At 40.6% G+C, this 13,202-nt stretch carries 7 protein-coding genes and 4 pseudogenes; 5 read left to right on the plus strand and 6 right to left on the minus strand.

All coding sequences use genetic code 11. The features are described from left to right. Positions 1–194: 194 nt before the first annotated feature. The 3 genes from BDE27_RS03720 to BDE27_RS03730 are packed head-to-tail and all read right to left on the minus strand — an operon-like array spanning position 195 to position 3,905. Complete coding sequence (locus BDE27_RS03720; RefSeq protein WP_099133937.1) at positions 195–1,829, minus strand: ADP-ribosylglycohydrolase family protein; 1,635 nt, start codon at positions 1,827–1,829, stop codon at positions 195–197. Between the two features lie 9 nt (positions 1,830–1,838). After that, a complete protein-coding gene (locus tag BDE27_RS03725) occupies positions 1,839–2,507 on the minus strand; it encodes a DarT ssDNA thymidine ADP-ribosyltransferase family protein (RefSeq protein ID WP_099133936.1) in 669 nt (222 codons plus the stop codon). Further along, positions 2,508–3,905 carry a 3'-5' exonuclease gene (locus BDE27_RS03730; protein ID WP_099133935.1) on the minus strand — a complete coding sequence of 466 codons (1,398 nt, stop codon included), beginning with the start codon at positions 3,903–3,905 and terminating at the stop codon, positions 2,508–2,510. 382 nt (positions 3,906–4,287) lie between these two features. On the opposite strand from BDE27_RS03730, the pseudogene BDE27_RS03735 reads away from it, so the two are divergent. Next, a pseudogene (locus BDE27_RS03735) lies at positions 4,288–5,326 on the plus strand (IS630 family transposase). A gap of 326 nt (positions 5,327–5,652) precedes the next feature. Here the strand turns inward: BDE27_RS03735 and BDE27_RS03740 are convergent. Next, a protein-coding gene (locus BDE27_RS03740; RefSeq protein ID WP_120211309.1) for an IS5 family transposase occupies positions 5,653–6,419 on the minus strand; the annotation gives its coding sequence in 2 pieces (ribosomal slippage) (positions 5,653–6,044 and positions 6,044–6,419; 768 coding nt in all). A 234-nt stretch (positions 6,420–6,653) separates the two neighbouring features. Between BDE27_RS03740 and BDE27_RS20135 the strand changes: the two are divergent. The 3 genes and pseudogenes from BDE27_RS20135 to BDE27_RS03755 form a co-directional block, all read left to right on the plus strand. Then, positions 6,654–6,965 (plus strand): annotated as a pseudogene (locus tag BDE27_RS20135) (antirestriction protein); the annotation flags it as partial. Between the two features lies 1 nt (position 6,966). Continuing rightward, positions 6,967–7,905, plus strand: a pseudogene (locus BDE27_RS03750) (TraC family protein); the annotation flags it as partial. Between the two features lie 414 nt (positions 7,906–8,319). Continuing rightward, a protein-coding gene (locus BDE27_RS03755) for an IS5 family transposase (RefSeq protein WP_120211323.1) occupies positions 8,320–9,161 on the plus strand; the annotation gives its coding sequence in 2 pieces (ribosomal slippage) (positions 8,320–8,662 and positions 8,662–9,161; 843 coding nt in all). 12 nt (positions 9,162–9,173) lie between these two features. Here BDE27_RS03755 and BDE27_RS03760 read toward each other — a convergent pair. Beyond that, positions 9,174–10,328 (minus strand): annotated as a pseudogene (locus tag BDE27_RS03760) (DUF637 domain-containing protein); the annotation flags it as partial. 88 nt (positions 10,329–10,416) lie between these two features. Here BDE27_RS03760 and BDE27_RS03765 point away from each other — a divergent pair. After that, complete coding sequence (locus BDE27_RS03765; RefSeq protein WP_099133354.1) at positions 10,417–11,178, plus strand: IS5 family transposase; 762 nt, start codon at positions 10,417–10,419, stop codon at positions 11,176–11,178. A gap of 17 nt (positions 11,179–11,195) precedes the next feature. On the opposite strand, the gene BDE27_RS03770 is transcribed toward BDE27_RS03765, so the two are convergent. After that, entirely contained in the window at positions 11,196–12,908 is a 1,713-nt protein-coding gene (locus BDE27_RS03770; protein WP_099133356.1) for a hypothetical protein, read from the minus strand. Positions 12,909–13,202 lie beyond the last annotated feature (294 nt).

Below are 13,202 nucleotides of genomic sequence, written 5' to 3' on the forward strand. Positions count from 1 at the left end.
GATTATTCCTATGTTACGCTAACTCACTTTTGGACAGAAATGCGTTAGAGTTTCTTCTCTAACGCTTTCTAGCTTCAGATTAGTAAAAAGATGTTGAAGAGTTAAATCTTTGTTAGGCAAAAAAATCAGTGAATAGTGTTTGGGCTTGTGTACGATTACACAAAGTCAAAGCAAGAGGACTTAATTTCTTTCTGTTATTGCTTTTTCTTTCTTGATATGAATGCCTTACCAATAATAGCTGCATATGCTATACAAGATTCAAGCCCTTTTTTGTCTGCAAATTCTATCAAGAAACGACCAAGTTGTTGTTCGTTAAAACCATTTTTGATTAAAAATGTTGTTATCTCATCAATGTCCAAGTCATTACTTTCATTACTATCATAATTAAAACTATTTTGCTCAGGTCTATATGTGTGTTGCACTGAATTTTCCTTTCTTGCAGGCTCATCGGGTTGCGTGACGTCTATAGAACGAAGCTGTGTAATCTCAACAGTTTTAACCTTGCCAGTTTTACTCTTAATTAAAATTGACTGCCCAAAGTCAAATTTCATCCACTGCCATGAATGTGTTTTCGTTTTCGAGATATTATTATCAATAGGATTAACAGTGCCAAGCCCTATGACATAATAATTGCCTTCATAGTTTCTTACTAAGGTGTCGCTTTGTGTTTGTGGCGGCTGCCATTTATTTATATTAGGATAAATGAAACTTGTCGCAATGTTCCCTTCGGAAATTTTATTTAACCTAATAGACTCTTTTATTATATAGTCACTATCTTGTATATCCCAATGGGGAATATCGTTGTAGCAACCTAATATTGCACCTGCCATGCTTGCAATTGAATCAGTATCAGTACCTAAAAAATTAACACAAGAAATAATGGCCTCGTATGGAGAACAGTCCTTAAATAAATGGCATAGCAAACTGCTAGCAATAGCAGTATTAGTGGCAGTCCCTCTTCTCTCATTTTTATCACATTTTAGAGCAACAATTACAGCCTGATAATTTTCAGATGGTTTGCTTGTTTTCTTTAAGGCATTTACAGCATTTGATAAGTACTCTTTGGATTCCCTACGAATTCGCTCTACTTCATCATATAAATTCTTTCTGCTAATGTTTTCCCAGTTTGGCAACCAGAAATTCTTCAACTCATAGACACTATTTATAATGTCTGGTATGGCTGAGAAGTTATCTATTATTTTCTCGAGTTCTACAGGACTCGCTGGCTTTCCATTTAGTAATGCATATTGTAATGTATCTGCATGTAGTATTGCCCCACATACGGATAATAAATGCCCGTGAGTGACCAGAGAATCTTTAATGACAGAAACTTCATATTTTCTTTCGATTAAATTTTTACAGCTCCAAACATGAGGTTGTATCCTCATGGCTGTTCCATTCCCCCCTGAATTTGTATACTCAATGTAATTATTTTTATAAAAATTTGAAAACCAATTGGTATCTTTTCGCATAAGGTTAATAGCTGCAGCTTTAGTTGCCCTTCCCGCACCTAATGCATAAGATAACCATACAGGAAGTTCAATCTTAGCGAATGATTCAATATCAAATTCGCCATTTCCCCTTATGCATCTTGAAATAGCCAATCTCAGCTGAGTATCATCAGAATATGTACCAGCTGGCAAATTAACATTAGCTCCTGAATATCCGCCGATTTTTCTACTCCAGTTTACTGGCTTTTGCAGATAATTGTCAGAGATTCTCCGTTTTAATCCCTCATCATCAGCAAGCTCTGATATCCACCCAATAGAATCACCAGCGGCAGCCCACAGTGCAGAATTTATGACTTTTTTTTCTCTGAGTGAGTTCATTTTACCCTCTTAGAGTGTGTTAGGCACACCGGAAAACTTTTCTGGACAAATAATAACATTTACCCGGTCAAAACCAAAGGTCCTAAGTGTTCCATGTATCGACGCAGCATGTTCTTCATTTTGAACATAGACGCACCTTAGAAAATTCATATCAAGTGGGTTTGGATATAAGACTTCAGCTTGTTCACAGGTAGTTAAATGATTAGCTCTTTCATTTCGGGAAATATTATTACCTATCCATCTTATAATTGTTTCATCAAACATTGCTTGTAACCCAGCCAAGTCTGGTGTTCTAATCACCGAAGTATAAATGTTGTTTGTAGTTGTAAAATATACACCTAGATGGGTTAATATAATAGGATTGAAAGACATTATACACCACCATTTATTATTTGAACCACTAAACCAGCGCTTTGCTGCATTGAAATATCTAGTGTTAATTTCACTAATGGAAAGATTTATATAATCTAACCAGTCTTTATCTTTATTAAATACTTCTTGTGCCTCTTGGCGTTCACTTGCTACAGGAGACGCAATATAACTCAAGTATTGATCTGTATCCAATGCTTTCCGTGATAATACAGTTCTTGAGCCTGCACAACCTGTAAGCCCTTTTTCTGATGTAAAATGCAGAATTTCTTTTATGCCATTATCTTTAATAAATTGTTTAATTGTCATTTATAAATTTACCTCGTCAAAGGTTCCATTTGTGAAATAATTTACTAAATCTGATTTTTCGGATTCTTTGTATCCTATAACAACGGACTCTCTTGCTCGACTGATAGCCATTGCTAATAGACGTTTTAATTGTTGCAACTTATCATCATTTTCATCGTCGAGGTGTTGCATATTAATATTGCTCAAACCTAATATAATAACGTGATCAAATTCAAGGCCCTTAGCCGAATTCATTGTTGATAGAGCAATGTTTTCTGATCCCCTGGGCCATACTTTATTCTTTGTGATTGTTATGTAAGAGAGTCTGCTATTTGTTAACTGTTTTTTTATTTCGTTGAACCAAGCCCCGCCTTTAGGTTTTAGAAATGCTACGGATTCAGTTTCTAAATCTACATGCCTACGAATATAATCAATTGCATAACTAACTTGCTGAGAATATAAGCCTTTACAAACAATTGGCTTGGGTCCATGCCTAGTTGCTTGTGTAAAATCACTGACGCTTCCATCGTCATCTATAGTTAAACCTTGAGTAATAGAGGCAGCAAAAGTTGCAATCTCTATTGTATTTCTATGGTTTTCTTTTAGCCTATAGTATGTTGCATTCCTCATGTCTAAACCTGTCTCAGCCCAAGTAAACCCACGAGGATATAGTCGTTGTATTGTATCGATAACAAATGTTAAATAGTAATCTTCCTTGAGGTGATTGAGAATTGCCCTAATTTGATTAACTGAAAAATCTTGTGTTTCATCAACAACAATTATGTCATAATCTAAACAACTATTTGAGATCATTTTCTCACATTGTGTGTGCCAATCATCTAATTTTCTTTCTTCAAGATATTGCACATATTCTCGAACTATATTAATTAGAATCTGGCGTGTTGATCTAGTTACTTGAGGAGATAATCCACGGCCGGTTCTTTCTATAGTTAAATACCTATCTAAATCGGAATGAAGAAACCTACCTCTTAAATAATCTATTTCATCAAGGATGAAATTTAAGTCATAGCCTAATGAGATACATTTATTTAATAAATATGAAGTTTGCTCTTTATCTTGTATTAATTCAGTATTTAAATGAACCTTCGCCCAGTTAGCAAAAGTATCATTTTCAACTTGTACAGGTATCGCGCCAGTTTGAATACTATCGTTTATAAGACCTTCTATGTACCCAGCTAATGTTCTATTGAATGAAAGAACTAACGTTTTGATAGGGGCTTGATCATTATTAAGTGTTCTACGATATGATAGGGCGTTGACTATTGCAGTCAATCGAAGTAAAGCACTTGTGGTTTTACCACTGCCTGCGGCACCTCTAATAACCACAATTCCAAACGTGTTTCTACTTACTATCGGCAATTGTTCGCGTGTAGCTCGATGGTTGGATAAAATTTTCAAGAATTCTCCTCATTCTATCTTTCATATCAAAGTGTTTCTTGCTTATCTAACAGATAGTTAATTTTTAGAAATAGTATATATTGTTGTTATTTCTGATCCTTATTATTTCCATATCAAATATAGAAATTATCAGGTTTTATATTCTATAAACTTCAAGTTACAATTTGCAAGGCGAAAGCAGATTATTATTTCCTGAATAGTGGAGGATAATAAATGCATCTTGAAATACGATGATATAAAAAATGCGTTGTGACTTTCCAATCTTCCAGATAAGAGATTTACTATTTAGGTCATGATATATTTAACCATAAATATGGTGTTCTATACCAATCGCCATTGAAGATGCTTGATTTCTTATCCAAATCAGATCATGCATGCAACCATGAAAATTCATCTGACACCAGAACAAAAACACGCCCTTGAATTGATGCATGATACTACTCGCGACAGTCGAGTCTGTGATCGCATTAAGGCGGTGCTTTTGGCCTCAGAAGGTTGGACTGCTCAGATGATTGCACAGGCCTTGCGTATTCATGAAAGTACGGTCAGCCGTCACCTGAAAGATTTTATCGCGCAGGAAAAGCTCACCCCAGAAAATGGCGGCTCTGAAAGCCATCTCTCTGCCGAACAAACCGCCGACCTGATTGATTATTTGACCGCCAATTTGATGCATACCACAACCCAAATTGTGGCCTATGTCCAAGCCCGTTGGCAGGTTTCTTTCAGCGTGGGCGGAATGACAAAATGGCTTCACCGCCAAGGTTTCAGCTATAAAAAACCCAAGGGTGTTCCTCATAAATTCGATGCGCACAAACAGCAACAATTTATTGATGACTACAAGGCGCTGAAAGAGGAAGCGGGGCAGAATGAACCGATCCTATTTATTGATGCGGTGCATCCTTCACAGTCCACAAAGCTCAGCTATGGCTGGATGAAAGCAGGAAAAAATCAGGTAAAAGGGATCGAAACCACCGGCAGTCGTACCCGTCTCAATATTCTGGGCGCCCTGAATTTACAACGGATTGAAGACACCGTGATCCGTGAATATCCGCGCATCAATGCCGAAAATATCGCCTATTTCTTCGGTGCGCTCCGAGAAACTTACCCGCTTTCGCAAAAAAATCCACATCATTTTGGATGGAGCGGGTTACCATCGAGCCGAGTTGGTGAAAGATATTGCGTATGTCCTGAATATTGAATTGCATTACCTCCCGCCTTACAGCCCAAACCTCAATCCGATAGAGCGATTGTGGAAGTATATGAATGAGCAAGTGCGTAACAATATCTATTTTCCGGATGCGAAGACCTTCCGTGAAACTCTTCGTCACTTTTTTCATGTCACTTTGCCAGAAAAAGCGAAAGAGCTCACGACTCGACTGACTGATAATTTTCAGATTTTAAAACCTGCATCTTCAAGTTAGATTGGTATATTAGATAGAATAAAGTCAACAAAAAAATAGTAAGATATCTCAGATTTAATATTAACTTGAAATGGGGCATAAACGTGTTAGACCACACGGCTTGAACGGGTCACGGCGTATTGACAGTTTCTCCCTGACGCCCCAAAAATTCCGTCGCACTCCTGACATTATTTTTTTTCCCGGAAAATGAATTACCCATTGACCTGATGATTTCTGTTTATTAGCGTAGTCAGACTTATCCATGATCCGGTCGCTTGTGAGGATCACCTTCGGGCAGCGACAGCAACACTCCTGTAGCCTGCAAGGGAGTACACTAGATGCTGTCGTCATGAGATTTTCAGCCAAAGGACAAGGCAACGGATTTGCACTGCGGCAAGAAAAGACGCGCTATTTTTTGCATAGCGAGTGGCTATACCACGCCAGCGCTTAAGATGAAGGAAAGCATTTTCAACCAAATGGCGAAGCCGATAGAGTTCACGATCATATTCTCTGGCGACCTTCCGATTTTTCCGGCTAGGGATCTGGACTTGCATGCCCTGTTGTTTCGCTTTTTCTACTATTGCATTGCTATCATAGCCCCTGTCCGCCAATAGATGCTCTGCATCGAGTCCTTTAATTAAGGCCTCAGCTTGTGAACAATCTGCTGGGGTACCGCTTGTAATAACAATTCTGACCGGCATACCATGCGCATCCACGGCCAAATGTATCTTGGTATTGAGCCCCCTTTTGTGAGCCCCATCTCCTGATTACCCCCTTTAGCGCCTGTCGCATCAGGATGAACCTTAATATGGCTGGCATCAATCATTAACCACTCGAAATCGGGGTCATTAACCAATTGTTCGAGCAGTTTTTCCCATATCCCTTTATCTCTCCAGCGACAAAAACGGCGGTGGGTATTTTTCCAGTCACCATAATCAGTATGTAGGTCTCGCCAAGGCGCACCCGTCCGTAAAATCCAAAACACCCCATTGATAAAACGCCGATTATCTTCAGCTACACGCCCCCAAGCGCTTTGACGTCCTGGCAAATGAGGTTCAAGTAGGCTCCAGACGCGATCTGAAATATCGTGGCGGCGGTGTGCAGGTGTACTCATGGTTAATCAACTCTTATGATGGAATGATGGGGCATTATTATTGCACGAAATTTCTCATGACGACACCATCTACGGTGTGGTACATCTGCGCCCCTTTGGAAGCAGATATCGTCAGTCTGATGACGATGAAGGTCGCTTAATCTTATCCATGATGGCCAACCGGCCAGTCACCCAACGGGGAACACATTTCCCATTGGGTCAGGTGTTCTCCGTTGTTTTTATCAGGAGAATACCATGCAACAAAATACTCCCCCGGCCACGGTGCACACTGTGCCCCCGGCTGAATTATCCCCTTTTGCTGAAATTTTTCCTCACACCGGTTCACTGGAACTGATGTTGCTGGAGCACACGTTCATTAAAGCTGCTGCCGGTCTGTGTGACGATGACCGGTGTGACCGATGGCAGTATCGGAAGGTGTCAGACCGCGTCGCCTATATCGTGCCCATGCGGCCGGATTCCTCTGGGGTCAATATGAGTACGACGGACTTTAAAGGTGAAGTCTCCGCCGATGCCTTTGGACTGATGGTGACACTGAGCGTATTGGGTTAGCCTGATCACCGGGCAACCGTGGCGCGGACAACAACGACAGACACGTATGGCAGTCTATCGCTGGCTGCCTGTTCACCAATCACAGGCAAACCACTCAACGTTATCTTCAGTGGCCGCACTCAATCAGGTCTGCGAGCGGCTGGTGTCGTCACTGGCGGCGGCGGGAATTGTGGCTGTCCGGCAGCATGGCGCGCAGATCCACAGTTGGTTGTTACGTCATTTTAATCCATCCTCGGACTGGGGTATGGCAAAAGCCGATTTTTATCGCACGGTGAGTGATGAAACGCCCCTGCAGCTCGATCTCCCGATCCATAATGACTTTGCCGAAAGCCTGTGGTTTACCCCGCCGGTGTCTGATCCTGACAATGGCATCTGGTGGTTTGATGGCCTGCCACATAAAGCGGTGCCGGTTGAACGTCTGCGCCGTCCGCCAGAACCGGGCACGCTGACGGGCGAAGTGAAACGGGGCGATAATATCAATGTGCTGATGGATATGATGCCGGCAGGCACTGTGGTCACGCTGACCATTGTGGCGCAGGCACAGGATACACTGGAAGAAAGCTCCACCCGACTGGCAAAAAATGCCGTAGGGGAAAATACCGAATCACTGCGCGTCCGGCAGGATGTACAGGCCGTGAAGGAATTACTGGGGAGACGCCATAAACTGTACCGCAGTGCACTGACCTTTCTGGTGTGCGGTCAGGATTTAGATAATCTGAACCAGCGGGTGCATCAGTTATCTTCCACATTACTGAGCGCCGGATTACAGCCCGTGCGACCTGAATTCAGTGTGTCCCCGCTGAATGCTTATTTACGTGCGTTGCCGATGGGCTTTAACCCGCAGAAAGACAAAAAACACTGGTACAGCCGCCTGACGTGGGTCCAGCATCTGGCAGGACTGATGCCGGTCACCGGACGCTCAACCGGCACCGGGCATACTCCAGTGCTTGACCAGTTCCATTTGTATAATTATCAATGACGGCACTATCTTTAGCCGATTCTTCATGTGTGAATGCAATAACACTATTATCGAAATAAAGTCTTCCAGAAAGGTCTTCGACGGATTGTAGTGCCTGATTGGCATACTCGCTAAGTGTAACAGCGCACATAGTTGGATTGGCTTGACACTCGGCTTTGAGGGATTCTCGCTTTCCTGCTAGTTTACTGCTCGTTCTTTCAAAGATAGGTGCCGTGTCTTCCCCTTTTTTCTTCGCGGCCTTGATTGCGTTATCTAACTCAATCAACTCATGTGCAAAGAAGTTATACTCAAGAACTATTTCACTAGGCTGTGTCCCTTAATGTAAATTGATAGTATTCTCATCTAAACTGTTTTCAATATGGGAAAAAGATGATGGCACGCTACGACATTCCTGATGACGCATGGATAGTGATAGAACCTTGTTTGCCCCCGGTCCATTCAGAGCGAGCAGGACGTCCACATGTTGAACACCGCCGTGTGATGAATGGGATGTTCTGGGTCTTGTGCTCCGGGGCACCGTGGCGTGATTTACCTGAACGCTATGGCCCTTGGAAAACGGTCTATAACCGATTTAATCGCTGGTCAAAATCGGGCATTATCAACAAGATATTTAATCGGTTACTGTCCATTCTGGATGAAAAAGGCTTGATTGACTGGGCTGAAATTTGCCTGGATGGCAGCAATATTCGCGCGAGTAAAGATGCCGCAGGCGCGAAAAAAAACATCCCGATATCACTGACGATCATGCGCTGGGTCGCTCACGCGGTGGTTATGGCACCAAAATCCACCTGGCAACCGACGGAAAGGGTTTTCCCCTCAACCTGATGTTGACCGCTGGGCAAGCTCATGAAAGTCAATCCGCCATCCCTTTGCTCGACGGCATTGGTATACAACGCAAAAATGGTTTCATGAAACGACGTGGCAAAGCCGTGCTGGCAGACAAAGGGTATTCGAGTAGAAAGCTCCGCGGTTATCTGCGTAAATTGAGGATCAAAAGCGTTATTCCTTATAAAATCAATGAAAAAGGCAGTGCTGATGGTCGTACGCAATTTGATGAACAGGCTTATCGTGACCGCAATGTTGTCGAACGCTGTTTCGGTTTTCTGAAAGGAAATCGGCGTATTGCAACCCGTTACGAAAAAACCGCCCGAAACTATTTGTCCATGGTGAAATTAGGCTGTATTCGACTCTTTTACAGGCGGTTATCTAATTAAGGGACGCAGCCTAGCATTTGCACCACTGTTAACACCCTCTGCACTATTTGTAGCAAATGCACCGGCAATGCCCCCAATGATTTTACCGCCTGCTAGAATTTGTGCTGGATCATTAAATGTCTTAGCCAGTGTCACAGCTCCAAGTTCAGCTGCGAGTGCGCCAGCTGCTGCGCCTCTTGCATCTCCGCCACCAATGTGTGCAGCAATAGCTGATACTGCTGCATGACTAACCGCTTTTCCAGGAATGTCCAGTGCTTTGCCATAGTCCCCTATAACATTCGCCCCTTCAGCATTAATTTGATTACCCACATTGGAAAGTAACGCTGTAGCAAAATTATCTTTGAAACTACCACCATTAATTGCAGTATTTAGACTGGAACTGATAATTGACTGCCCTGCAACACGTTGGGCAACTTTGCTCCATTCTTGATTACTTAATAAAGGTGCTTTAGTTGCACCGTTAGCCGCTTTTTCCACGCCCATAAACTTGTCAAATCCGGCTAAAGCACCACCAATTGCCATTGAAGTGACGGTTGATTTTACCGTTTGACTGCTACCCATCTCTTTGAGAGTTTTGGATACATTGCCTTGGTTATTAATAAGGCTAACCGCCGCAGTAGACGCCAAAGATGCGATACCAGCAGAAACTGCGCCATATGTAGCAGTGCTTACTGTTGCTGCTGTTGCAGCACTAGCTCCAGCTGCCGCTGCTGCGCCACTGGCTGTACCTGCGGCAGCATTGGCGGCGGCGATAGTTGCCCCCGCACCTGCTGTGACGACAGCAACAGCAATAGCGATAACAGCAGAAACAGCAGGATTTAAATGCTGGCTCTCATAATTCCAACTCTTATAAGCATCCTGAACTTCATTCCAATGTACATCCCGGCGCTGATTTAACCCTTTTAACCAAGCTGTTTCAGGTGTATCACCAAGTGCTGCCAATGCAGCTTGCAAGGTTTGTCCTTTCTGTGTTTTGATATCAGCACTGATTCCATTTTCGGCATCAATTGTTAATTTTCCACCAATATGAACAGAAGGTAATATCCACGTTTCTTTTGAATAACCTTTATCTTGGTTTTTAATAAAAAAACCTTCAGAGTAATTAATGAATTGATTAAACTCTGTATCTTTAACTGCTTTAAAATTTATTTTACCGTGAGTACTAGGGGCTGTGGACGTTTTGTGACGGGAATTTGAACGGCATGATGATCTGGTATCATTGTTTTCGCCAAAAAACGGTTACCGTGAGAACATCATGCCAAGAACTATGTTACCAGCTTCTTTGCGGAATAAGCTATTTTTATTCATGCAACAAAATGGACTTGTCTACAACAAAGAAGAGCATCACCTCACTTTCGAAGGTATTCTTTACCGCATGAGAACGGGGATCCCATGGCGGGACTTGCCTGACGAATTTGGAAAATGGAACACCGTCTTTCGACGTTTTAATGCCTGGTCAAAAAAAGGCATTTTTAATTTATTATTCAAAATGTTGTCTGAATATACGGATACCGAATGGTTGTTTATTGATGGCAGTATTATACGGGTGCATCAACATAGTTCGGGAGCCGCCACAAAGGAAGATGAAGCCATTGGAAAAAGCCGTGGGGGACTCTCAACTAAAATTCACTTAGCCGTAGACAGTTACGGCTTACCTGTGCATTTTGAGCTTTCCGGTGGTCAAGCCCATGATATTGTTCATGCTGAAAGCCTCATCGTACAATCTCCGGCCTCAGATTTTGTGATTGCAGATAAGGGTTACGATAGCGAAGCCTTCCGAGAAATCGTCAAACGAGAAGGAGCGACCCCCGTTATTCCCTACCGGAAAAACAGCCGAAGATTGAATAAGAAGATTGATAACGGTTTATACCGTTATCGTCATTTAGTGGAAAATGCGTTCGCCAGAATTAAACATTTTAGAGCAATAGCAACAAGATACGATAAATTAGCACGAAATTACGCCAGTATGTTGGCACTGGCGTTTATCATTGTCTGGCTGCCAATGTGGGGAGAATAAATGATGAACACAAAACGTCAACAGACCCTAGTTAATGTAGCATTCTTACCAGCTTCGAATTTGCTAGCCTCATAAGTACTATCACCCCTACTTAGTAAATTGATATCTCCAATAGATTTAAACTCAGTTACTTTATTTGTTACATCATGACGATTCTGTGTAGAAGTTTTTGTGTTACCAAACCCACCCCAACTAGTTTTTGAACTTGTATTTGTTTCATGAAGAACCTCTTCTTGAGCTTGAGCATATAAGTATCCACCTTTAGCAGCTACGTTTAATTTATCCCAAGAGTTTAATTTAGTAGCTTGAAACAAAAGACTACCATTAGTTACAATATTTAAATTACCAACACTATTTATCTCTGTACTTTTATGAGTTATATTGGTTAAGCTACTGTCTCTGGTTATTTTATGAATGCCATTTCGACTAGATTCAAAACGTATGTTTCCATCGCTAGTAATATTTATATCTCCCTTAGATTGAAGATAACCTCCTTGAGTGGTTAAAGTATTATTAGAGATTAAAGTTAATTTTTTTTGGCCAATCAGGCTGGAATCTAACTGATACCCTCTCTGTTCCCAATCATAGCCTATAGGATTAGGCGCTGTCGAATATGGAAATGAGTTAAAAGTTATATTTCGGCCAGAAAATAATAATGTATGACCATTCGAAGATAATGTGGCACTTTGTCCACTGAGATCTCTTCCTGATTGAACTAAAAGATCTCCTCCTGCCTTAACTTTACTTGAAATTTTATCAATCAATTCTGTAGAAATCCAGAATTCAAATGGATCTATAGCTGAAGTTATTTCTGCAGAAGTATTTTTATGACCTCCTTTATACGTATCATCTACTAAAGAGAAATTAGGAGAATTATACATCCAAAGAGTATCTTTATCCTCTGTCCAACGCACACCTTGAGAACCTATCCAATATCTATACCCAAAGTCTTTTGAAATAATTCTAGGGCCTAAATCTATATCTTTTGCGGAAATTAAATTAATATCTTTTCCAGCTTCAATACCGATTCCACGTAAATTAAGAGATTGATTTACAGAATTTAGATATACAGAACCTTTTGTGTTTAATTTCTCAATTGACAATGCTTCTTCAAATGCTTTTAATTCCTTATCTCTATTAAATAGTTCCGACATTCTTTTATTATTTTTTAGGATAGAATCATCATAGTTTACGGTGATCCCTTGATTAGCAATTATACTTATATTGCCACTTTGAGGCTTAAATCTCAAATTAGATAATTTAGCGTTATTTCCAGCTGATATTGTAAGATCATTTGTAGCCTCAATTCCACCTAACCAACGAATTCCATTCAGTAAAAAATAACCTATGCGATTATCAGTGAGAATGTTTGCATCTCCCTCTTTACTTAATAAAGAGATATCCTTACCTTTAAGATCGCTTTGGATTATTTCAATGTCATTAACAGCATTAATGGATAAGCCCTTGTTAGCTAAGACTTTTGACTGATTTATATTAATAAAATCATTTGCTATTATTGAAATATCTCCACTTGATCGTATATTACTCTTGTTATTTATTGAATTAGAAGATAATACTATATTCTTCATACTAACTAACGATTCTGAATTATCATTATCAATGGTGATTTCACCTGTTTTTTCAGTATAATAAGGTCTTTTCTTTTCAATGTTTATATTATTTGAAAAATCAGCAATTAAATTTCCTTCAGAGAATAAAAGAGAATTCACTTGAGGATTAATATCTTTCCAGGAATGAGCTTCTCCTAAATTAAAAAATGAATGATCAGTATCACATCCTCCCCAAAAATTAAAACAAGGAAATGCATAGTCAAAAGTGTGGAATATGTTTTTTTCACCATTCTGAGTACTTATTACGTTTAAATCTCTTCCAGTTGGAATTAAATCTTTCTTGGATTTTATGTCAGAATTTATATTATCTAAATTAGTTGCATTAATATACAGATTATTCCCAGAACTTATAGATGCTTTGGTAAAATTAACATTGTGTTGGGTTAAATATCT

The organism is Xenorhabdus ehlersii (assembly GCF_003610465.1).
Classification (GTDB): domain Bacteria; phylum Pseudomonadota; class Gammaproteobacteria; order Enterobacterales; family Enterobacteriaceae; genus Xenorhabdus; species Xenorhabdus ehlersii.

What these genes read in the sequence shown, in the direction of transcription:
- BDE27_RS03725 (WP_099133936.1), bottom strand. Translation starts at nt 2,507, where the DNA reads ATGACAATTAAACAATTTATTAAAGATAATGGCATAAAAGAAATTCTG.
- BDE27_RS03765 (WP_099133354.1), top strand. Translation starts at nt 10,417, where the DNA reads ATGCCAAGAACTATGTTACCAGCTTCTTTGCGGAATAAGCTATTTTTA.
- BDE27_RS03720 (WP_099133937.1), bottom strand. Translation starts at nt 1,829, where the DNA reads ATGAACTCACTCAGAGAAAAAAAAGTCATAAATTCTGCACTGTGGGCT.